The following is a 20,820-nucleotide window of genomic DNA, read 5'->3' as shown; positions in this document are numbered from 1 at the left end:
GTATATCCTTCACGCCTCGATTTCTATTGCGACTGTTAGATTGCTTTCGCGAGCAGGCTCGCTCCTACAGTTGAAATGCGGTCCCCTGTGGGAGCGAGCCTGCTCGCGAAAGCGGTCTGTCAAACGCCACTGCACCTTCTGGAAACACCCATGCCCAACATCCTCCTGGTCGAAGACGACACCGCGCTCTCCGAATTGATTGCCAGTTACCTGGAACGCAACGGCTATAGCGTCAGCGTAATCAGCCGTGGTGACCATGTGCGCGAGCGTGCGCGGGTCAATCCGCCGGACCTGGTGATCCTCGACCTGATGCTGCCGGGGCTCGATGGTCTGCAAGTCTGCCGCTTGCTGCGCGCCGATTCGGCCACGTTGCCGATCCTGATGCTCACCGCCCGCGACGACAGTCACGATCAGGTGCTGGGCCTGGAAATGGGCGCTGACGACTACGTCACCAAACCCTGTGAACCGCGCGTGTTGCTGGCCCGGGTGCGGACTTTGTTGCGGCGCAGCAGCCTCACCGAACCGCAGACGGCCAACGACCGCATTCTGATGGGCAATCTGTGCATCGACCTGTCCGAGCGCACCGTGACCTGGCGCGAGCAATTGGTCGAGCTGTCCAGCGGTGAATACAACCTGCTGGTGGTACTCGCTCGGCATGCCGGCGAAGTGCTCAGCCGCGATCAGATTCTGCAACGCCTGCGCGGCATCGAGTTCAACGGTACCGACCGCTCAGTGGACGTGGCGATTTCCAAGCTGCGGCGCAAGTTCGACGACCACGCCGGCGAGGCGCGCAAGATCAAGACCGTGTGGGGCAAGGGTTACCTGTTCAGCCGTTCAGAGTGGGAATGCTGAGTCGATGTTCAGAATCCTGTTTCGCCTGTACCTGGTGACCATCGTTTCGTACAGCGCGGCGATCTATCTGGTGCCTGACGTGGTGATCAAGGTCTTCCAGGAGCGCTTTGTCACCTACAACCTCGATTATTCGCGCGGGTTGCAAACCCTCATCGTCAAACAGTTTCATGCCGTGCCCCCGGCGCAATGGCCGGCATTGGCCGCGGAGATGGACAAGGAATTCCAACCGCTGCACATCGTCCTGACCGGTAACGACGATGCCGATTTCACCCCTGATGAGCGCAAGCGTTTGCAGCGTGGCGAGAACGTCGTGCGCATTGGCGACTGGGGCTGGCGCACCCTGGCGGTGGCGCCGCTGAACGAGCGGACGGTGGTGGAGATGGTCGTACCGCCGGACCCGATGGACGTCAGCCTGTTGTACTGGAGCATCAACGTGCTGATCGGCGCGACCATGCTCGCCTGCCTGCTGCTGTGGTTGCGCCCGCACTGGCGTGACCTGGAACGCCTCAAAGGTACTGCTGAACGTTTCGGCAAGGGCCACTTGAGCGAGCGCACACAGATTTCCAAAAGCTCCAACATCGGTAGCCTGGCCAACGTCTTCGACACCATGGCTGGCGATATCGAGAACCTGCTCAACCAGCAGCGGGACCTGCTCAATGCCGTCTCTCACGAATTGCGCACGCCCCTGACACGACTGGATTTCGGTCTGGCGCTGGCGTTGTCCGACGATTTGCCCGCCGCCAGCCGCGAGCGTCTGCAAGGTCTGGTCGCGCACATTCGCGAACTCGATGAGCTGGTGTTGGAACTGTTGTCCTACAGCCGCCTGCAAAACCCGGCGCGGCTGCCGGAGCGGGTCGAGGTGTCGCTGGATGAGTTTATCGACAGCATCCTTGGCAGCGTCGACGAAGAACTGGAATCCCCGGACATCGTTATCGATGTGCTCCTGCACGGACAACTTGAACGCTTCGCGCTCGACCCAAGGCTGACTGCCCGCGCTATTCAGAACCTGCTGCGCAATGCGATGCGCTACTGCGAAAAACGCATTCAGATTGGTGTGCGGGTATGTGCCAAGGGGGCTGAAATCTGGGTGGACGACGATGGGATCGGTATTCCGGATGAGGAGCGTGAGCGGATTTTCGAACCGTTTTATCGGCTGGATCGAAGCCGGGATCGGGCTACTGGCGGGTTTGGGCTGGGGCTGGCGATCAGCCGCCGGGCGCTGGAGGCTCAGGGCGGTACGCTGACCGTCGAAGCGTCGCCGCTGGGTGGGGCACGGTTCCGGTTGTGGTTGCCAGCTACGGCTTGAACCGAGAGCAGCCGAATCGACGGACGGTAGTGATTATCGGGCTGTTTTCGGCCTGACCTGTCACATTTGACAGTAGCCAGACAGGCGCCATGGATGTTCCATAGCCTCCACAGCTTTCCACCTTTTCCATCCCCGGAACGCTGCCAATGACAGGGAGCGTTTCCATGACCGACATGTCCGTACTGACGCTATACGCGCCACGAATTCCAGGCTGGCAAGCTGTTGTGCCTGGCGCAATCAACTCTCACGGCGGGATTCCACTGGCGCTGACCTATCTCTATCCCGGTCAAGGGGTAAAAGTACTGGTCGACGCTTATCTGGAACAAATGGCCGAAGACAGCATCGATCTTTACCTCAATGGCGTTGTGGTGGATGTGGCTATCGTCAAGTCCACAACGGACAAGCTGTTTACCCTGTACCTGCCCGTAAGAGCGCTGCTCGACGGACTCAATACCCTCCACTACACCATCCGGCGCGGCTCGGAGAATATCGACTCCTCGACGACGTTGCGGGCGTGGTTCCACAAACGACGTCCAGGGCTCAAGGACCTTGAAGGTAACCATGAGTAGCACTCGGAACTGGCGATCAATGTGTTGCCGCCCAACGTGCTGGACGACGGGGTAGACCCTGAGCAGGCCCGGCAAGGAGTGATGTGTACCGCGTCTTATCCTTTGACGAGAGCGTTCGACAGGATTCGCGTGAGGTGCGGGGGCGAAACGATCGACCACGTAGTCACCGAGGATGAGGCGAGATCCGGCGGCCCCGTTCAGGTTCGGATCGAGGAAGCGGTGTTCAAAGAGGTCGGTGACACCGCGAAATGCGTGCTGACCTATACCGTGTGGGACTGGATTGGTAACAGCGTTGACCTGGACGCGCTCTGGTCGGCGGCCCTCGAACTGTTCGTCAGCCTGAACGGCATCTGGCTGGAGCCACCGCTGGTGAGCGAAGACCCGGAGGATGTCTCGGACGATCCGGACAGTATCGATTTGGGCAAGCTTGGAGGAAGACCGGCGATTGCCCAAGTGCATGCGCAGCGGTCCTGGCAACGCAATGACGTTATCGAACTGACCTGCACATCTAAAACGGCGTTAGGTGCATCCGAAGTGTTGATTCTGGAAGAGACCGTGACCAGCGCGCCGTTCATTTACAAACTGTCGGTGCCCCACGCTCACTTCGTGGCCGCGGTGGGTGGTTCAGCCACCTTCAAATATAAGCTGTTGCGCGCGGGCAAAGAGGTCGGCCGGTCCTTCACGACTCGGGTCGATGTGATTGGTGAGGCGCTGATCGAACTGCCGCTGGTGACGGTTGTTGGTGTACCGGGACTGGTGGTTGATCCGCTCGCCAGTTTGACTGGCCAAATCGCACGCGTCGAATTTGCCCAAGCGCAGACGGGCGACCTATGCCAACTCTTTGCCCGCCCCCTGACGGCGGACGGCCAGCCGACATTTACCGCCAAGGCGTTCAATGCCAATAACCGGGTCAATAACACGCTGGCGATTGAAGATCTGGTTGCCCGACACGGCACGTACATCCGCTTACTGTGGGAACTGACGCGAAACGGCATCAAGACCCGCTCGAAACCGACATTGCTGACGGTGCAGAAAATTGCCGATGGGGATTCGAGACTGCCAACGCCGAAGGTGCCTCAGGCGCCGGATGACAAGGTGTTGGATTTGAGTAAGTTTGAAGGTGACGCCGAGGTGAAGGTGTTGCCGTGGTTGGGGATTCGTGGTGGGCAGCGGGTTTGGATGCGGTGTATCGGTACGAAGCCTGATGAAACAGAACACATTATTGAACTGTTAGTAGCTCATAGCCTGATAGCTGAAGAAGTGCTTAAGGGGTTGACGATCGGAATATCTAGGGCTCAGTTAGCTTTACTCAAGAGCAACAGTCTGCTCCAAGTGGAGGTAAAGGTCGCATTTGACGCAGGGAGCGACGACATCGACGCTACCCATTTTCAAACTTTGAAGTTGAATATTGTTAATTTTACGTTTGGCTTCGAGAACTGGGAGGGCAGAGCTATTGAGAACCTTCCGTTTGATACCCCAATAAGATTTTCGAGTGGGCTGATGATTACAGTTGTTAATGCCGGTGGGCTACAAGTGCCAGCTACTATTGCTCCCGCAGGTCCTGGAAATCCTGGCGTGGGTACAAGGACATTTACCTCTGGTTCGGCAGTTAAAGATAAATTCCAGTTTGGAGGGTTGGTAGAAAGTGTAAGTTTTACATATGCTGCATCCCATTCGGCCAATAATAAAGTTTTATTTTTCGATGGTGCAGGACTTGAGGTTGGCAGTTGGCCGCTTGTTATAGGGAATAATCTTTCTCAGTTTCGATATAGCTTGGATCGTGGTTTATCATATTTTGAACTGCATATTTATGATAATGATGGTGGTATAACAATCGACGAAATAACGTGGAGTTAAATATGATAGCTGAATAACGGAGCGGATTTATTTAACGGTCAGTTAGCGTCTACATTCTCTCGTAGCAGCTGCCGAGCCTGCGAGGCTGCGTTCGAGCCGGGGTCGCGCTCGACCGTAGTCCTCGCAAACCCGGCGGATGCGGTTTTCCTGAAAGAATGGAGTGTCTGATTTTACGGCTGCTTCGTCCGAACGCGGCCCGAACCGAACGCAGCCTCGCGGGCTCGACAGCTGCTACAGGGGGTTAACCTGGCACTTCGGTTGATGGAATCAACCCAACCCCAGCCACCTGCATCCGCTCGATCGCTGCGGCCAGTGAGCCTTCCAGATCAATCGCCCGACACGCATCCAACACCACAAACGCATTAAACCCCGCCGCCCGCGCATCCAGCGCAGAGAACATTACACAGAAATCGAGTGCCAGCCCAACCAGATAAACCGTGTCGATACCGCGTTCCTTCAAGTACCCGGCCAAGCCTGTGGTGGTTGTTCGGTCCGCCTCCAGAAACGCCGAGTAACTGTCGATGTCCGGGTTGCAGCCCTTGCGGATGATCAATTGGGCGTGGGGCAGGTCCAGGTCCTTGTGCAACTCGGCACCGGGCGTGGCCCGCACGCAATGGTCCGGCCAGAGCGTCTGTTCGCCATAAGGCAGTTGAATCACGTCGTAAGGTGCGCGGCCCGGATGGCTGGAGGCGAAGGACGCATGTCCGGCCGGGTGCCAGTCCTGGGCGATGATGACTTGGGTGAACCGTTCGCCGAGGCGGTTGATCAACGAGACGATCAGGTCACCTTCGGGTACCGGTAGCTGGCCGCCGGGGATGAAGTCGTTCTGTACGTCGATGACCAGCAAGGCTGTGCGTGAAGAAATAGGCATGGTGGGTTTTCCTCCTTGGAAATGAGACACCCAGCATAGTGACAAAACGGATCACGTGCTAAGACGGCCTCTCAACAATTTCGCCATGTCCTCCAGTTCCGCCACCGGGTTATGCCCGATCAACATCCAGGCATGTTGCATGTCAGCCCAATAGACAATGTTCATCCCATGCCGACGCTCGCGGGTGAAATGCCGGCTGCCGCTGTTGGAGCGGGTGACGCACAGCGCCATGGGGCCGTGCGCCGGGTCCAGGTAGGTGATTTGGGCAATGGCGACGCCGTCGTACTCGAGGATTTGCGCGCGCTTGAACTCGGAGCGTGGCAAGGCCAGTTGCGCCGGCACGAGATTCAGGCCCAGACGCGCATCGATGGTCCGTAGTTGCGCTCGCTGAGCGGCTTCGTCAGTGGACAAGTGGTCCAGGGTTTGCGGCACGTAAAGCGACATATACTCGGCCACCAGCCCGCGCCAGTTTTCCTTTTTCTGGCTCAACTGCCAGCCGAGGAACAGCCGATCCGCCACCACGCCACTCACCACCAACCCGGCGGCCGCTGCGAGAAACCAGCGCCGATTCATGGTCGGGCGTTCAGGTGAAGGCAGGGTGTCGAGCATCGATTGCAAGCGGTCCACGGGGGCTTGTCGACCCAACTCGTCGTAGGCCTCCTTGAATGGCAGGCTGCTGCGGGCCAGCCATTGCAGGCGCAGGTTGAGCGTTGGGTCTTCAAGGATGGCCGCGTCGATGCGGGTGCGCTGTTCGCTGTCGAGCTGGTTGTCGAGGTAGGCTACCAGTTGCTCATCCGAGGGTATCGTCGGGCGTGCGTGATCGTTCATCGACGTTCTCCAGTGGAAGGGTTCGGCACGGTGTGCAATGGCGGGTATTCGGCCAGTTTTGCGCGTGCCGCAGCCAGGCGACTCATGACAGTGCCGATGGGCACGTCCAGTACGTCGGCCACTTCGCGGTAGGACAAACCTTCGACATAGGTGAGAAACACCGTTTCGCGCTGGGTTTCGGGCAAGGCATCCACACGCCTGATCACCTGAGCCGCGAGAACATGGGTTTGCGCCGCGTATTCACCATCGAACGACAAGGCGTTGTCGGCATCCACCAGCCCCTGGCCATGACGCACCCTTCGGGCACGCACTTCGTTGAGCCAGATCGAATGCAGAATACTCAGCAGCCAGCGGTCCATGCGGGTGCCCGGGACAAACTGCCCGGCACGCTCGAGCGCCCGCACGCAGGTCGCCTGCACCAGGTCTTCGGCGACATGCCGTTGCCGGGACAACAGCAGGCCGTAGCGCCATAAACGCGCCAGGTGCTGGCCCAGTTCTGCCCGTATTGCCTGATCGCTGGCGATGGCGACCTCCGTCTGCTCGGTGTGTCAGGTTTTCGATGAGTCGTTGATGGCTTCGGCCAGGTCCTGGTATTCCTCGCAGGTGGTGCTGCCGCAGATGGTTTTGATCTGCTGCAACTGTTCCTGAGCGAGGTCCAGCCGACCTTTGATCACATACGCTTCGCCGAGGTATTCGCGACCTTGCGCGTAGTGCGGGTCAAGTTTGACCGATTGCAGGTAATAACCGATGCCTTCGTCGGTGCGCCCCAGTTTACGCGTAGCGTAGCCGCGATAGTTCAAGGCCTTGGCGGTGTTTGGCTGTTTGAGGGTGTCGAGCAGGGCCAGCGCTTCCTCATAACGACCGTCCTTGGCCAGGCGATAGGCGTAATCGGTGCGGTCGGCGTCCGGTACCAGGCTGCTGGTTTGCTTGAGGCATTTTTGCTGCTTGCTGTCCCAGACCTGGCCTTTGGGGCAATTGGGTTTGGCGGGCTCTTCTTCGTCGTCGCCGTTAGCCAACGCAAGCGAGCTGGAGAACGCGACGGCGAGCAACAGCGGGGCGATGAAAACAGCAAAACGGATAGTCATGTGCGATGCTCCACAGGTTAATTCGTTTCAGTTCGAACCACGCCCCGGCAACATGCGGCGCAAGGTGTTATCCCGCAGACCGAAATGGCGAACCAGCGCCATCACCGCATGCAGCCCGGCCAGAATTTTGGGTTGTTCATGGGCAATTTTCAGAGGCGATGAAAGGTGAACACCACAGGGTGAACAATTATTCATTTCTTTCTGGCTGGCGGAGCAAGGAAAGCTCAAATCGAGGCGCTATGCTCGACAGCATTCGTTGTCGATCTGGAGCACTGCCATGAGGCGGCATTACCGGCGGTGGAACGGGCGAAGGTTGATGAGCAGATCAGGGCTCTGATTGCCGCCGAGCCCGAACTCCGTGGCAGAGACGTGCTGACGGAACCTTATGTGACGGCAGCGTTTGTGACGGCAGCGTTTGTGGCGGTGAAGGGCAGTTAGATCGATGGTGAGGCCATTCGACTTGCTCCGGGCGGCGTTCCGACGAAGAACGATGACTCGGTATCAGCTCAGTAGACGGATTGGTTCTCCCGCAGACCAGGCCTGAATGTCCTCAATCATCTGCGAAAAGAACTGGTGATAGTTCTGTTGGCTGACATACCCGACATGGGGCGTGGCCAGCACATTCTCCAGGGTTCTGAACGGATGATGAGGCGACAAGGGTTCCTGCTCGAAGACGTCCAGCGCAGCGCCTGCCAGTCGCCGTTTCTGCAACGCCTTGATCAACGCGGCCTCATCGACAATCGGACCACGGGCAGTGTTGACCAGCAGCGCCGAGGGTTTCATCCAGTCCAGCGCCTGGGCGTCCACCAAGCCACGGCTACGATCGCTGAGCACCAGATGGACCGACAGCACATCGGCCTGTTCGAACAGTTCCTGTTTGCTGACGTAGGTCACGCCGACTTCGGCTGCGCGTTCGGCGGTCAGGTTCTCGCTCCAGGCAATCACCCGCATGCCGAACACCTGACCGAACCGGGCAACGCGAGTGCCAATGCTGCCCAGACCCAGGATCGCCAGGGTCTTGCCGTGCAGGTCGCCACCCAGGCTTTGTTGCCATAAACCGGCGCGCAGGGCGTTGGCTTCGACCACCAGGTTGCGGGTCGCCGCCATGATCAGCGCCCAGGTCAGCTCCGGGGCGGCGTGCTTGTAACTGTCGGTGCCACAGACCTGGATACCCAGCGTAGCGGCGGCTTTCAGGTCCAGGGCGGCGTTACGCATGCTGCCGGTGACCAGCAGCTTGAGTTTCGGCAAGCGCCGCAGCAGGTCCTCATCGAACCGGGTGCGTTCGCGCATCACGCAGATCACCTCGAACTCGCCCAACCGTGCCGCCAGGGTGTCGTTGTCGGCAGGGTAGTCATGGATGAAGCTCACTTCACCGATGTCGTCCAGCACTGCCCAGTCCACTACGTCACGGGCCACGTCCTGCCAATCGTCAGTCACCGCAATCTGCACAGCCATCAGCCTTACCTCATCAATCAACGGGGTTGGGTTTGTTCAGCCAGGCGAGCAGGGCCTGGTGGAATTGCGCCGGCTCTTCCATCTGCGGCGCGTGGCCCATGCCATGGAACTCAACCAGCGTCGAATGGGGAATCAGTTTCGCCACCTGTTTGCCGAGCACGTCGTAATGACCGAGTTTAGCCTTGACCTCGGGCGGTGCGATGTCGCTGCCGATGGCGGTGGTGTCGGATGTACCGATCAGCAGCAGGGTCGGCACTTTCAGGTCCTTGAACTCGTAGTACACCGGTTGGGTGAAGATCATGTCGTAGATCAGCGCCGAATTCCACGCCACCTGCGTATGCCCCGGTCCTTTGTTCAGCCCGGCGAGCATGTCTACCCAACGATCGAATTCCGGCTTCCAGCGGCCGCCGTAATAGGTGTTGCGTTCATAGGTGCGGATGCCGTCGGCCGTGAGTTTCAGCTCGCGTTCGTACCATTGATCAACTGTCCGATACGGCACGCCGAGGGCTTTCCAGTCTTCCAGGCCGATGGGGTTGACCAGTGCGAGTTGTTCGACTTGATCGGGGTATTGCAGCGCATAGCGGGTAGCGAGCATGCCGCCGGTGGAATGCCCGAGAATACTGGCCTTCTGAATGCCCAGTGCCTTGAGCAGTTGCTGAGTATTGGTCGCCAGTTGCTGGAAGCTGTACTGATAGTTGTCCGGTTTACTGGAGGTGCAGAAACCGATCTGATCCGGGGCGATAACCCGGTAACCGGCCTCACTCAGGGCCTTGATCGAAGTGTCCCAGGTTGCGCCGCAGAAATTCTTGCCGTGCATCAGCACCACGCTGCGTCCATTGGCCTTGCCATGAGCCGCGACGTCCATGTAACCCATTTGCAGGGATTTGCCCTGGGACTCAAAGGCGAAATGCTTGACCGTGTAGGGGTACTCGAAGCCTTGCAGTTCCGGGCCATATTCCGGGCCTTCGGCGTGTGCGATGACAGGCAATGCAGCGGTCAGCAGCAGGCCGGGCAGCCAGCGGGAGTGGGTGTGGGACATGGGTGAACTCCATTGGAAATCGGCCGATGCTGGATCGGCACGATTAGGGCGACATTAAACACAGGCAATCGTCGTGGATGATCGTTCAACCCATCCAGCCCAATGTGGCCAGAGCTAACACGCCATAACGGGCGCTTTTGGCAAGGGTCACGATCAGCAGGAATCGCCCCAGCGGCTCGCGCATCACGCCGGCCACCAAGGTCAGCGGATCACCGATCACAGGCACCCAGCTCAGCAGCAACGACCAATGACCGTAACGCTGATAATGGACTCGGGCTTTTTCCAGATGGCGCGGGCTGACCGGAAACCAGCGCCGATCACCAAACCGCTCGATTCCGCGCCCCAGCCACCAGTTCACCAGCGACCCCAGAACATTGCCCAACGTCGCCACGGCGAGCAGCGACCAGAGCCAATACTTGCCGCTGAGCAACAGCCCCACCAACACCGCTTCGGACTGCAAGGGCAGCAAGGTTGCCGCACCGAATGCGGCGAAGAACAGCCCGATGTACGCACCGAACATCAATGGGCAGGGTAGTCCGCCACCACCACGTCAGTGCCGTCTTTTTTCAGACCGATCACTTGATACGCATCGCTCATGCCGTCCATTTCCATGCCCGGTGAGCCCATGGGCATGCCGGGGGCGGCAACACCCAACAGATCGTCGCGCTTGCTCAAGGCCAGCACCTGATCGGCAGGGACATGACCTTCAACGAATTTGCCGTTGATCAAGCCGGTATGGCACGACGCCAGACGCGGAGGTACGCCGTGCTGTTGCTTGAATTCGCTCATGTTGGCTTCGACGCGATCGTCGACTTTGAAGCCGTTGGCTTCCAGATGGCTGATCCATTTTTTGCAGCAACCGCAATTGGCATCGCGGTGAACCTCGATCGGGATCAGGTCGGCGGCCTGGGCCAGGGAGGAAATGAACAGGGCGCTCAGGGCGACCAGACGCAGGTGGGTTCGCATGGGGAATCTCGTTTCGAATTGCGGTCAAAAAAATGCATTCTGACCATTTTAGCCAGCATCGAGGCAGGAGATTGTTTCGAAGTAATACGAGTTTCAGCTGCCACGCATTCTTTGTAGCAGTTGCCGAAGGCTGCGTCCGGCTGCGAAGCAGTCGAAAAATCAGAACTCACGGTGCATCAGCCAGACCGTGTAAGCCGGATTTACGACTGCTACGCAGCCGGACGCGGGCTTCGCCAGCTGCTACAAGTCTGAGCTCAAAAAAGTTAACGAACCTTGAACCGTCCCATGATCGCGCTCACGCGACTGTTGGCTTCCAGCAGTTGTTGGGTGTTGAGCTCGCTGGCCTGACCGCTTTTCACCAGTTCGTCGACCATGTGGCGGATTTGCACCATGCTGCGGTTGATCTCTTCAGTCACCGCGCTTTGCTGCTCGGCGGCCGTGGCGATCTGGGTGCTAAGGCTGTTGATGTGGCTGACGTTACCGGCCATTTCATCCAGACCGGTGTTGACCCGTGCCGTGGCATCTGCGGCCGACTGGCAACTGGTCTGGGTGTTTTCCATGGCTGTTACCGACGAACTCACACCCTGCGTCAGACGGGTGAGCATTTCGTTGATTTGCGACGTACTGGCCTGAGTACGGGCGGCGAGGGCGCGGACTTCATCGGCGACCACCGCAAAACCGCGGCCCTGCTCGCCGGCGCGGGCGGCTTCGATGGCGGCGTTGAGGGCCAACAGGTTGGTTTGCCCGGCAATGGCGCCGATCACCCCCAAGATCTCGGTGATGCGTTGGGCGTCCTGTTGCATGCTTTCGACTTTATGGGTGGCGCTGGCCACTTCGTCGATCAACGCAATCACGCTGCTGGACGCTTCGCCCACCACGACCCGCGAACGGTCAGCGTTTTCGTTGGCGCGTTGGGTGAAGGCAGCGGTTTCGGCGGCGTTTTGCGCGACACTTTCGGCGGTCGAACTCATCTCGGTGATGGCGGTGACGGTCTGATCGGTTTCCGAGGCGTGACGCACCAGAATCTGGCTGGTGTGGGCCGAGGTGCGTTGCAGGTTATCCAGGCTGGAAGCCATGGCGCCGGTCGCCTGGGTGACTTCGCCGATCATGTTCTGCAAGTAGGCGATGAAGGCGTTGACCGAGTGGCCGATGGCGCCCAGCTCATCTTCGGCGCGAATGGTAATACGTTTGGTCAGGTCGGCATCACCGGCCGACAGCGCGTCGATGTTGGCCCTCAGGGCTTTCATGCGCTGGATCAGTTGGCGAATCGCATAGATCTGTAGCAACACCAGCAGGATCACCATCGGGATTTGCAGCAGGCTCAGGGTGCTGAGCACGTCGTCGCGCTGGGCGGTGATCAGCTTGGTCGGCAGGGCGGTGGCGAGGAACCAAGGTGTGCCTTCGATCGGGCGCATGAAGAAGGTGCTGGCTTCGCCTTTGTTGTCGAACTCGACCCGCTGCGACTGGTCACGGTTTTGCAAGCCTGCCTTCACCTGGGTGGCGAACGGCGAGTTGCCGGCCAGCTCACTGATGTTCTTCAGTACGATCGGCCCGCTGATGCGCGAGCTGTTGCTGATGATCTTGCCGTCGGCTTCGACGATCAGCATTTCAGCGCCGAGGTCTTTCTCCTTGCTTGCCACCAGGTCATTGAAAAAGCCCAGGGTCACGTCGATGGTCGACACGCCGTAGGCCGCGCCATTCTTCTGGATGGCCATGGCGCAGTTGGTGCGTGGCTCGGCGCTGGCGTCATCTTTATAGGCTGCCGCCCACGCGCATTGGCCGCTCGGGGTATGCATGCCGCCCTTGTACCAGGTCTGGTCGTAGTAGTTGGGCGCGGCACCGCTGTTCCAGAAGGTGTTGACCGCCAGTTTGCCCGAGGCATCCCGGTGCCAGAACGTGCTGAACTTGTTGCGCCCGGCTTCGCGCTGACCGGGCAGCGGCCAGATCCCGCCGCCGAAGATTTTCAGCTCGCCGTACTGGTCGACCAGGCCCGGCAGGACGGTGTCGATGGCGGCGCTGTCGAGCAGGGGAATGGTCTGGGTGATGCTTCGCTGTTGCGCCTGAACCTTGTTCAGTTCGCCCTGGATTTGCTCGGCGACTTCGGCGATGCGGTTGAGGGCCACTTGCTCTTCGGTGTGACGCAGCTTCGGTGCGACCAATTGGCTGATGCCGACCACTGTCAGCACGGACAATAGCAGGATGAACAGGACCAGAAACAGCGTGTAACGAGCCTGAATGGTACGGAATGCGGGCATGGGACCGGTCCTTAGAGCAGCGTTCTTGTTGTGATTGTCGGTATGCAATCGGCGCTTCCAAGGACTATCGGCATGGGGACGCCGATCTTTAAGTACGATCGTGCAAGAACGCCGTGAGGTGACGGACGGTGCGCAATGAAAGGTGTCGTAGTGGATACAAACTGACTAACCAACGCGTACGTAGTATTTGTTTAGTTGCCCATACCACTTTCCAATTTGATGTATAGGTCAATGAAACATGGCACTTGCCAGGTTGTATCGTAAATGTACGAGAATTGTAAAAAGTCGGAAATAATTGTTGGTGTGGCTAGTGGCCAGGCTGATACTCGCCCGCTCTAAGCCTGATTAAACAAGGAACTTTTTATGGTCGCCTGACACGGACGCCTGCATCAGGTAGCACAGTCGGAAGTTCGGTCATGACTATCGGCTATACCGGGGCCTGGACTTCCAAGGCAGGTTTGCTGGTCAAGGACACAGGCACCGGAAAGCCTGTGACGTACAGCGCCAGGGTCAAGCAAATGCTGGCATTGGTGGGAAGCGATCCCAGCGCGCTGAACACCAAGTTGATGGATGAGCAGCAACTGCACAGAAACATCAAAGGCTTCGACCCGGAAAACGTCACCCCCAAACAACTGGGTAATCTCAGTGCCTTCTTGAAAGCCGAAGGCCTGATTTCTGATATTACGTCGATGACGCTAATCAACGCCGGTGACAAGTTTGACCGGTTCGGCGTACAGGAAGACCCGGAGGCGAAATTCAACGCACTGGAGTATTTCGCCACCCAGCTGGACACCATCCAGAACAACAGTATCAAGGGTGACAAGTACGCCACGGGCCTGATCCCGGAATACAAGAAGGCGATCTACGTACTGCAGAATTTACAAGCTTACGGCAAGGGTAATGGCACATCAGTGCCGACCGACAAGGGCGTCAGCTCGAAGGCGTGACGGGTTGTCCTGGCCCACTCAAATCGTCGAATGGGCCAGGCGTTGGTTACCGGTCAAGCAACTTCATGACTTCCTCCGGGTAACGTAAACCGGCCGTGGCATTGGCCGGGAATATCGCTTCCATCGCTTGCAAGTCGTCGCCGCTGAGCTTCACATCCAGCGCGGCCACATTCTCTTCCAGGTATTTACGCTGTTTGGTTCCCGGAATCGGGATCACGTAATCGCCCTGAGCCAATACCCACGCGAGCGCCAGTTGGCCGGTGGTCACGCCTTTTTCTGCGGCCAGGTCCTGCACTTGCTGCACCAGCAACAGATTTTTGGAGAAATTCTCTCCTTGAAAACGCGGGCTGAAGCGCCGGTAGTCGTCTGCCGCGAAATCATCAGGACTTTTCAGCGCTCCCGTGAGAAAGCCACGGCCCAAAGGGCTGTAGGGGACGAAGGCGATCCCCAGGCGCTGACACGCAGCCAGACAACCGTTTTCCTCCTGGTCACGGCTCCATAACGAATACTCGCTCTGCAGCGCACTGATCGGATGAACTTTGTGTGCCCGCTCAAGCGTTGCGACCGAGGCCTCGCTCAAACCCAAGTACCGAACCTTGCCGGCTTTCACCAGGTCGGCCATGGCGCCGACGGTTTCCTCGATGGCCACCTGCGGATCGATGCGGTGCTGGTAGTACAAATCCAGGGTCTCGACACCGAGGCGCTTGAGGGTGCCGTCGATAGCGGCGTGAATGTAATCCGGTCGGCCGTTGACGCCCCGCGCAACCGGATTGCCCGGGTCGCGGACGATGCCGAATTTGCTGGCCAGAAACACCTGGTCGCGCTTGCCGACGATGGCTCTGCCGATCAGTTCTTCGTTGGTGTGCGGACCATACATGTCAGCGGTGTCGAGCAGGTTGATCCCCAACTCCAGCGCGCGGTGCAGAGTGGCCGTGGCTTCGCGGATGTCCACGCCAGTCGTGTAGAAATCGGTCATGCCCATGCAGCCCAGACCCATCGTGCTCACTAGTGGACCATTTTTGCCCAGTTGACGTGTTTGCATGAAATCAGCTCCCCATGAATGTGGAGTCCATTGTTGACCTCGACAGAAACAAGATAAACCGGCTAAAACTGCTATCACTGTTCGTAATTTCTAAATAATCAGCCGGTAAGCAAAAGCAATGGACCGTTTTAACGCCATGCGCGTGTTCACCCGAATCGTCGAACTGGGCGGCTTTGCCAAGGCGGCGGACAGCCTGCAATTGCCCCGGGCCTCAGTGACCATTCTGATCAAGCAGCTGGAGGCGCATCTCGGTGTGCAGCTGCTGCAACGCACGACGCGGCAGATCAGCCTGACGCTCGACGGCGCGGCCTATTACCCTCGTTGCGTACGGTTGCTGGCGGACCTGGAGGAAACCGAAGCGGTGTTCAGCGCTGCGCGCAACAACCCCAAGGGGCTGTTGCGCGTGGACATGCCGGCGGGCGTTGGACGCTTGATGGTGATCCCGGCATTGCCGCAATTTACTGCCCGGTATCCCTTGATCGAGCTGGAAATCGGCGTGAATGACCGGCCCGTCGACCTGATTCGCGAAGGCGTCGATTGCGTACTGCGGGGCGGCGCGTCACTGGACGATTCACTGGTGGCGCGGCCGTTGGCTATGTTGGACCAGATCACGTGTGCCAGCCCCGAGTACTTGAAGCGATTCGGAACGCCTCAGTGTCTGGCTGACCTTGAAGGCCATCAGATGGTGGAGTACTTCTCCAGCAGCAATGGCAAGCGTTATGGGCTGGAATTCATGGTCAATGATCAGGTTCAGGTCATTAATCTACCCAGGCAAGTCTCGGTCAACAGCGCCGATGGTTATCTGGCCGCTTGTGAGGCGGGGTATGGTCTGGTCCAGACCCCGTATTACCACGTAGCCCGCCAGCTAAGCGAAGGCCGTTTGTGTGAAGTCCTCAGGACGGTGCCGACACCGGGGATGCCGCTGACGGCGCTCTACCCGCCACACCGCCAGTTGTCCCGGCGGGTGAGGGTGTTTGTCGATTGGTTGGTGGAGCTATGCGCGCAGCCGGGCAATGACTTTTATCGAAAAGACTCACGCGGCTGAGCGGGCGCTGTTCAGCGCTTCGGCGCTACTCTGCGTGTTGGCGTTTTGCTGTAAATCGTCATGTAAGCGTTGCATGTGCGGGCAATGCAGGTTGAGGTGTCGAGACTGCGCCCCTCGATGAAACAGTGCGAACCACCCATTGGTGTTTGATGTAGGCATCAGCCCGGTAAAGGCGAAGCCAAGGGCCGCCAAATTGCGCAAGTCCCCGGAAAAGTGCCGTGACATCTGAAGTTTGGCCGAGATCAGCCAGTGCCTGGGCAATTGCCGGATCTGGTCAAGCAGACGTTTGGTCAAACGCTGAATGACCATGTCGAATCTTTGATGGTGTTGAGTGAGTTGCAAGGGCAGAGAAGACAACGGCGTCGTGTCCGGATGAGTCCCGAACACGGAACACACGTGCTGCATAAACCCCCGGCAGCTGTCAGGCCATGGGATGTCGGGGAGTGGACGCGTATGTCCTTCGACGACGTAACAACCCATCACGATGGTTTCCGGCAGCGGCTCAGCGAAGGGCGAAGGGACGTAGTCAGGAAGCAAACCCGTGCTGTGGAAGCCGATGTTTGCTGCCATGCGTTGCGTGTAGGGATGGTGTGTCACTTGTTTGATCGAGACGCTCTTGAACCCCATGGAACCCGACCGCGACAGCAACTCCCGGCCCAGACGGGTCGCGATACTCTGGCCCTGCGCGGCGGGATGCACCACGCTCAGGGCCAGTTCCGTGGTATCCGAAGGCGTGTCATGGCACAACGCTGCATGGCCCAGAAGGCGTATGCCGTCCACCGCCAGCATCGACTTCCAGCGCCCCTTGGCATTGTGCTGATTGATCATGTTCGGCAAGTAAACATCCGGCTGAACGTAATGATCGCCATAGACCTCACGAAACAACTGGCTCACGGCACGTGCGTCGGATGGCCGATAGGGTCGAAAATTCAAATGCGGCATCATGCGGGCTCCGGCGACGGCGCGTCATACACGCGCAAGTCCAGGACCCGCAGTTGTTTGCCGGAGCGTGGGTGAAGCTTCAGGGCTGTGACATCGCAGGACAGCACTCGCAACTCCAACAGACCCTCGCGGCTCAGTTCCTCGATGGCGGGATAGTGTTCAACCAGCGCCTCGTACAACGCTCGGCACACCGGTACGGTGGCCATTGATAGCGCTGAGGGAACCCACTTCACACTCAAAATATCTTTGTATCCGTCATGTTCGATCAGCAATTGCCATTGGTCGTTGTGGGCAATGCGTTGGACGATCTGCTGGATGTCATCGATCAGCAGCGACAGCACCCCGACTCGCACGCGCTGGCTGTGTGCGCTACGTCCCTTGAGGGCGAATTTACGCCTTGGGGTTGCGCCGGGTTCGCGCCAACACGCGCGGTCGCCCACCGGATAACGCAGCAGTGGCATCAGCCGGCGAGTCAGATTGGTCACCACCAATAATCCGGTGCGATCGCATTCTTCGATGACTTCACCGGTGAGTTCATCGACGATCTCCAGCACGGTGTGTGGTTCAAACACCCGATGCTCTCCCAACGCGCAGTCGCGGCCGCTGGCCCCGATAAGGCCGGCGTCTACGCTGGCATAGCCAATGGAAGCAATGCGCACGTTGGGAAACACGTCGGTGAGGATTGCCACCTGCGGGGAAAACAGGCTTTCGCCGCCATACAACAACGTATCAACCCCGCACAGTACTCGCCGATACTGGTTCAGGTAGGCAGCGAGTCGCAGCAGCTGTGCCGGTACTCCGACCAGTACGTTGATCCGATGCTGATCAATCGCATCGGCCAATACATCCAGCTCGACTTGCCCGGTAAATGGAAACTCGCAGATCGATCGCCTGACGTGCGCCAGTGAGTCGTGGATGAACAGAAAACTGGCGTAAAGATCACCGGAAAAAAACAGATTGGCGACACGGTCGCCGTCGTTCAGCTGAGAGGAGAAACTTTCTCCAAACGTACTGACCAGTTCTTGCCATTCGTTATAGGTGTATACCGTCAGTTTGCCCTGGCTGGTCGATCCGCCGGTTTTAAACACCAGCGCATTGTCGACCTTTCCGGTCAGGACCGGCCAATGACTCAAGTCATTGCTGCCGACCCAATAGTCCGCCGCATTGGTCAGTGGTAGATCTTGTAACGTAATGCCCTGCGACGGTAAGTGTTCCAGTTCCTGGCGGTAGAAGTTTGAATGTTGCCGTATATAAGGCAGCAGTTGTTCGAGCGAATAAGTTGATTTCACTGGGTTCTCTCTTTTTTATCAGGCGTCTAGACGGTTAAAAAACAAGTTGTGAGTAGCTGGCGGTATTTTTATTTTCTTTTATCAATAACCAACGGTGTTTTGCCGCTGTGTTTGTTTCGAGTGAACGCTTGCTCCATGCACACTGCAACTTCGACAGTTAACAGTTTGGCGTTTACGGCATTGGCCAGCGCTTCATGGCTCAGCAATGCGTTGCGAACCTGGTTGATGTCTGCATCCGTTAGAACGTTGAGTCGCTCGACGCCATCAGAGGTGTGGTCCATAACAATCTGAATGGGCGCGCCGACGCTATCCTGCAGAGCCGACGGCGAAATGAACTCCGTGCCCATTCGCACCAGTTTGCCGTGGCGCTGGAGCAGTTCGAATCGGGGTGAGTCCAGCCCGCACGGACAGGTGCCGGGTATCCAGCGACCGGTGTCTCCAACGTCATATCGGCGCACGGTTTGGCCTTGCCGTGCTCGTGAAGTAAACAACAGGCGCCCGATCTTATTGGCCTGAACCGGTTCATCCCGTTCGATCTGCACAATTTCCAGATGCTGGGTATCGCACATCAAGTGAAACACCCCGTTCGCGGTGGCTGCGCACGCATGCCCCAAGGGGCCAGCATCGACGGAACCATAGATCGCCGAGCGGATCGTCGAGACCCCGCAGCTTTCCATGAGGCTCAAGCTGGTTTGGCCCGGATGTTCGCCGCCAAGGAACACTTTGCCGATACCTGCGTACGCGCGGAGCCGGGTCTGTTCGTTGAAAAACAGACGATGCAAGGTGCTCGGCATGCCAATCAGCACGGTGACACGCTGGTCGACGATCAGTTGGGCGATTTCGCTGAAGTCATCGTCCTGGGGCGCGCCCATGGGGAAATGTGTGACGCCCATCTGTTCCAGTATTTTGGTAAAACTGAGAAACCCTCCGTACAGGCTGCCGCCGTAAAACAGGTTCATGACCCGGTCCTGTGAAGGATCGAGCCCGGAGGCGAACAGGCCGTCGGCCGCTGCGCGCATCTGCCGTTGAAAGTCGCGATAGCTGAAACCGGCGAGGGCCGGAGCGCCGCTGCTTCCTCCAGAGCGGAAAAACAATTGCGCCGCCGCGCCCATCGGCTGGGTCGTGAAGGTGTTTTTGTCCATGATCGGCGCATGGGCGGTGTCGGGGGCGGGCGGGACCGGGTCAAGCGTTGCACGGCCCGTTAGCACATCAGGTGCCAGACTCACCGAAAGGCGGCGACTCAGACGTGTCAACGCGTAGACGCCATCGTGGGGCTCACCGGCGTAGCCGTCATGAATCCCCGCGCAAGGCGCAATACGGGTGATCCCAGCGTTGACCAGCGTTCGCACAAGTCCTGGCGTTTCTGTCGAAGAGCAAATCAGCGCGCAACTTTGCAGGACGGTGCGCCAGGGCAACAGCGTCTCGGCGATCAAGTGTTGCGGTACGGGCTTGAGCAGCACCGTACGAAACAGCGGCGACGGCGCGAGCGTCTGATGGTGTTCCCAGATGATTCGCCATCCATGGCCGGCCCAGACCTGGCCGCTCTGGTTCGCAAAACAGTAATCCAGTTGCGCCATGGCCGTGCGGGTGGTGATCTCGCACGCTTCCTGGTCCGTGGGCACCAGCGCCGGCCAGTGCGACGCGCGACGTTTGAAGGCATCGCTCAAACGCTCGCCCAGGTCCTGCAGGATGGCCGGATCATTGCTGTCCACCAGCACCCATTGCGGGCTTGAACACGCTTGTTGATCCAGACTGCACACCTCATCCACCAACGCATCCAGCGCCGAAAGGCTGGCTGCGTCAGGCGACAGATAAGCGAAACTGATCCTGTGCCCCCAATCGATCCAGCGACATCCGGCGGGGATCTGCTGACGAATCGCTTTGAATGCCTTTTCACCGCCCCAGGCTGACACGCCATCGGCCTGAGCGCAGAGTTCGGCTATCCGGGAAGTGCCCACGGGCAGCACCGCGACGAACTCGGCAAGCCTGCCACTGGTGTCGCACTTCACAAAGGCAGCCAGCAATTGCGCAGTCAAACCCGCATCGCTGGCGCTGGGGCGTAACCAGTTAATGTTACCGGCCAGCAGGCTTTCGAGCACCGCGCAGAACGCGAGCATCGGCGCATTGCCCGGCGTCACATGCACCACCAGCCCCAACGGGTGCCAGCTTTCAAAGTGTGGCTGCCGGTAGTCGATACGCCTCAGCGAACGGGGTTGCGCACCCAGTTCTCGCTCAAGCTTCGTGCTCAGGTTGCTGCGCTGGCAGAACTCGATCAGCCCCTGACATTGATCGTCGTCCAGAGGCAGGTTCAGGCTGCGAGTCTGTAGTTGTGTGGCGAAACGAGCCGCGGTTTCGATGACGGTCTCGCTGTCGATCGGTGCAGAAAGCAACCTGGGTAATTGTTTTCGAAGGCGGTCGAGGGCGCTTTCCGGGGTAGCGTCGTCACGCAGTTGGCCATTGATGAGGTACATA

The 20,820-nt window shown here is 58.7% G+C and carries 20 protein-coding genes and 1 pseudogene; 7 read left to right on the top strand and 14 right to left on the bottom strand.

Annotated features, from left to right (window positions below; genetic code table 11):
- Window positions 1-150: 150 nt before the first annotated feature.
- From QFW87_RS15120 to QFW87_RS15105, 4 genes are all read left to right on the top strand, one after another.
- Window positions 151-852 (top strand): response regulator transcription factor, encoded by a 702-nt coding sequence (locus QFW87_RS15120; RefSeq protein ID WP_008155184.1) that lies wholly within the window; start codon window positions 151-153, stop codon window positions 850-852.
- Between the two features lie 4 nt (window positions 853-856).
- Window positions 857-2,158, top strand: a complete 1,302-nt coding sequence (locus QFW87_RS15115; RefSeq protein ID WP_283188128.1) for an ATP-binding protein — start codon at window positions 857-859, stop codon at window positions 2,156-2,158.
- Between the two features lie 164 nt (window positions 2,159-2,322).
- Window positions 2,323-2,727 (top strand): hypothetical protein, encoded by a 405-nt coding sequence (locus QFW87_RS15110; protein ID WP_283188127.1) that lies wholly within the window; start codon window positions 2,323-2,325, stop codon window positions 2,725-2,727.
- A 21-nt stretch (window positions 2,728-2,748) separates the two neighbouring features.
- Window positions 2,749-4,584: a hypothetical protein gene (locus QFW87_RS15105; protein ID WP_283188126.1), complete on the top strand. Its 1,836-nt coding sequence runs from the start codon at window positions 2,749-2,751 to the stop codon at window positions 4,582-4,584.
- 241 nt (window positions 4,585-4,825) lie between these two features.
- On the opposite strand, the gene pncA is transcribed toward QFW87_RS15105, so the two are convergent.
- From pncA to QFW87_RS15080, 5 genes are all read right to left on the bottom strand, one after another.
- Window positions 4,826-5,455, bottom strand: coding sequence for a bifunctional nicotinamidase/pyrazinamidase (pncA, locus tag QFW87_RS15100; protein ID WP_283188125.1), 630 nt, complete (start codon window positions 5,453-5,455; stop codon window positions 4,826-4,828).
- Between the two features lie 51 nt (window positions 5,456-5,506).
- Entirely contained in the window at window positions 5,507-6,283 is a 777-nt protein-coding gene (locus QFW87_RS15095) for a transcriptional regulator (protein WP_283188124.1), read from the bottom strand.
- A complete protein-coding gene (locus QFW87_RS15090) occupies window positions 6,280-6,738 on the bottom strand; it encodes a sigma-70 family RNA polymerase sigma factor (protein WP_283190921.1) in 459 nt (152 codons plus the stop codon). Before QFW87_RS15090 ends, QFW87_RS15095 begins: the two co-directional genes overlap by 4 nt.
- A 93-nt stretch (window positions 6,739-6,831) precedes the next feature.
- On the bottom strand, window positions 6,832-7,368 hold the full coding sequence (locus tag QFW87_RS15085; RefSeq protein WP_283188123.1) for a tetratricopeptide repeat protein: 537 nt from the start codon (window positions 7,366-7,368) through the stop codon (window positions 6,832-6,834).
- Between the two features lie 27 nt (window positions 7,369-7,395).
- Entirely contained in the window at window positions 7,396-7,563 is a 168-nt protein-coding gene (locus QFW87_RS15080; protein ID WP_283184194.1) for a hypothetical protein, read from the bottom strand.
- Between the two features lie 87 nt (window positions 7,564-7,650).
- Here QFW87_RS15080 and QFW87_RS15075 point away from each other — a divergent pair.
- Window positions 7,651-7,806, top strand: a pseudogene (locus tag QFW87_RS15075) (SAM-dependent methyltransferase); the annotation flags it as partial.
- A 63-nt stretch (window positions 7,807-7,869) separates the two neighbouring features.
- On the opposite strand, the gene QFW87_RS15070 reads toward QFW87_RS15075, so the two are convergent.
- The 5 genes from QFW87_RS15070 to QFW87_RS15050 all read right to left on the bottom strand — a co-directional run bounded on the left by QFW87_RS15070 (window position 7,870) and on the right by QFW87_RS15050 (window position 13,083).
- Complete coding sequence (locus QFW87_RS15070; RefSeq protein ID WP_283188122.1) at window positions 7,870-8,823, bottom strand: D-2-hydroxyacid dehydrogenase family protein; 954 nt, start codon at window positions 8,821-8,823, stop codon at window positions 7,870-7,872.
- 13 nt (window positions 8,824-8,836) lie between these two features.
- Complete coding sequence (locus QFW87_RS15065; RefSeq protein WP_283188121.1) at window positions 8,837-9,862, bottom strand: alpha/beta hydrolase; 1,026 nt, start codon at window positions 9,860-9,862, stop codon at window positions 8,837-8,839.
- A gap of 85 nt (window positions 9,863-9,947) precedes the next feature.
- Window positions 9,948-10,382: a YqaA family protein gene (locus tag QFW87_RS15060; protein WP_283188120.1), complete on the bottom strand. Its 435-nt coding sequence runs from the start codon at window positions 10,380-10,382 to the stop codon at window positions 9,948-9,950.
- Window positions 10,382-10,828, bottom strand: coding sequence for a DUF411 domain-containing protein (locus QFW87_RS15055; protein ID WP_283184198.1), 447 nt, complete (start codon window positions 10,826-10,828; stop codon window positions 10,382-10,384). The genes QFW87_RS15060 and QFW87_RS15055 overlap by 1 nt, the downstream gene beginning before the upstream one ends.
- Window positions 10,829-11,091: 263 nt before the next feature.
- Window positions 11,092-13,083, bottom strand: a complete 1,992-nt coding sequence (locus QFW87_RS15050) for a methyl-accepting chemotaxis protein (RefSeq protein WP_283184199.1) — start codon at window positions 13,081-13,083, stop codon at window positions 11,092-11,094.
- A gap of 416 nt (window positions 13,084-13,499) precedes the next feature.
- On the opposite strand from QFW87_RS15050, the gene QFW87_RS15045 reads away from it, so the two are divergent.
- Window positions 13,500-14,030: a hypothetical protein gene (locus QFW87_RS15045; RefSeq protein WP_283188119.1), complete on the top strand. Its 531-nt coding sequence runs from the start codon at window positions 13,500-13,502 to the stop codon at window positions 14,028-14,030.
- 46 nt (window positions 14,031-14,076) lie between these two features.
- Here the strand turns inward: QFW87_RS15045 and QFW87_RS15040 are convergent, their stop codons facing one another.
- Window positions 14,077-15,072, bottom strand: coding sequence for an aldo/keto reductase (locus QFW87_RS15040; RefSeq protein ID WP_283188118.1), 996 nt, complete (start codon window positions 15,070-15,072; stop codon window positions 14,077-14,079).
- Window positions 15,073-15,190: 118 nt separating this feature from the next.
- Between QFW87_RS15040 and QFW87_RS15035 the strand changes: the two genes are divergently transcribed.
- On the top strand, window positions 15,191-16,117 hold the full coding sequence (locus QFW87_RS15035) for a LysR family transcriptional regulator (protein WP_283188117.1): 927 nt from the start codon (window positions 15,191-15,193) through the stop codon (window positions 16,115-16,117).
- Here the strand turns inward: QFW87_RS15035 and QFW87_RS15030 are convergent.
- From QFW87_RS15030 to QFW87_RS15020, 3 genes are all read right to left on the bottom strand, one after another.
- Window positions 16,106-17,059: a GNAT family N-acetyltransferase gene (locus QFW87_RS15030; RefSeq protein ID WP_283190920.1), complete on the bottom strand. Its 954-nt coding sequence runs from the start codon at window positions 17,057-17,059 to the stop codon at window positions 16,106-16,108. The two genes, QFW87_RS15035 and QFW87_RS15030, sit on opposite strands and share 12 nt — an antisense overlap.
- Window positions 17,059-18,348 carry an AMP-binding protein gene (locus tag QFW87_RS15025; protein ID WP_283188116.1) on the bottom strand — a complete coding sequence of 430 codons (1,290 nt, stop codon included), beginning with the start codon at window positions 18,346-18,348 and terminating at the stop codon, window positions 17,059-17,061. Before QFW87_RS15025 ends, QFW87_RS15030 begins: the two co-directional genes overlap by 1 nt.
- Before the next feature lie 68 nt (window positions 18,349-18,416).
- Window positions 18,417-20,819 carry an acyl-CoA reductase gene (locus QFW87_RS15020; RefSeq protein WP_283188115.1) on the bottom strand — a complete coding sequence of 801 codons (2,403 nt, stop codon included), beginning with the start codon at window positions 20,817-20,819 and terminating at the stop codon, window positions 18,417-18,419.
- Between the last annotated feature and the right edge of the window lies 1 nt (window position 20,820).

The organism is Pseudomonas sp. PMCC200344 (assembly GCF_030053095.1).
In the GTDB taxonomy this organism is placed as follows: Bacteria; Pseudomonadota; Gammaproteobacteria; order Pseudomonadales; family Pseudomonadaceae; genus Aquipseudomonas; species Aquipseudomonas svalbardensis.
Note: the sequence above shows the minus strand (reverse complement) of the source record. Positions and strands in the feature narration are given on the sequence as shown.

Bases quoted from the DNA above. Each gene is read 5' to 3' on its own strand.
- QFW87_RS15120 (WP_008155184.1), top strand. From the start codon at position 151: ATGCCCAACATCCTCCTGGTCGAAGACGACACCGCGCTCTCCGAATTG.
- QFW87_RS15055 (WP_283184198.1), bottom strand. From the start codon at position 10,828: ATGCGAACCCACCTGCGTCTGGTCGCCCTGAGCGCCCTGTTCATTTCC.
- QFW87_RS15115 (WP_283188128.1), top strand. From the start codon at position 857: ATGTTCAGAATCCTGTTTCGCCTGTACCTGGTGACCATCGTTTCGTAC.
- QFW87_RS15110 (WP_283188127.1), top strand. From the start codon at position 2,323: ATGACCGACATGTCCGTACTGACGCTATACGCGCCACGAATTCCAGGC.
- QFW87_RS15095 (WP_283188124.1), bottom strand. From the start codon at position 6,283: ATGAACGATCACGCACGCCCGACGATACCCTCGGATGAGCAACTGGTA.
- QFW87_RS15035 (WP_283188117.1), top strand. From the start codon at position 15,191: ATGGACCGTTTTAACGCCATGCGCGTGTTCACCCGAATCGTCGAACTG.
- QFW87_RS15040 (WP_283188118.1), bottom strand. From the start codon at position 15,072: ATGCAAACACGTCAACTGGGCAAAAATGGTCCACTAGTGAGCACGATG.
- QFW87_RS15050 (WP_283184199.1), bottom strand. From the start codon at position 13,083: ATGCCCGCATTCCGTACCATTCAGGCTCGTTACACGCTGTTTCTGGTC.
- QFW87_RS15020 (WP_283188115.1), bottom strand. From the start codon at position 20,819: ATGTACCTCATCAATGGCCAACTGCGTGACGACGCTACCCCGGAAAGC.
- QFW87_RS15045 (WP_283188119.1), top strand. From the start codon at position 13,500: ATGACTATCGGCTATACCGGGGCCTGGACTTCCAAGGCAGGTTTGCTG.
- QFW87_RS15080 (WP_283184194.1), bottom strand. From the start codon at position 7,563: ATGAATAATTGTTCACCCTGTGGTGTTCACCTTTCATCGCCTCTGAAA.
- QFW87_RS15065 (WP_283188121.1), bottom strand. From the start codon at position 9,862: ATGTCCCACACCCACTCCCGCTGGCTGCCCGGCCTGCTGCTGACCGCT.
- QFW87_RS15085 (WP_283188123.1), bottom strand. From the start codon at position 7,368: ATGACTATCCGTTTTGCTGTTTTCATCGCCCCGCTGTTGCTCGCCGTC.
- pncA (WP_283188125.1), bottom strand. From the start codon at position 5,455: ATGCCTATTTCTTCACGCACAGCCTTGCTGGTCATCGACGTACAGAAC.
- QFW87_RS15060 (WP_283188120.1), bottom strand. From the start codon at position 10,382: ATGTTCGGTGCGTACATCGGGCTGTTCTTCGCCGCATTCGGTGCGGCA.
- QFW87_RS15030 (WP_283190920.1), bottom strand. From the start codon at position 17,059: ATGCCGCATTTGAATTTTCGACCCTATCGGCCATCCGACGCACGTGCC.
- QFW87_RS15070 (WP_283188122.1), bottom strand. From the start codon at position 8,823: ATGGCTGTGCAGATTGCGGTGACTGACGATTGGCAGGACGTGGCCCGT.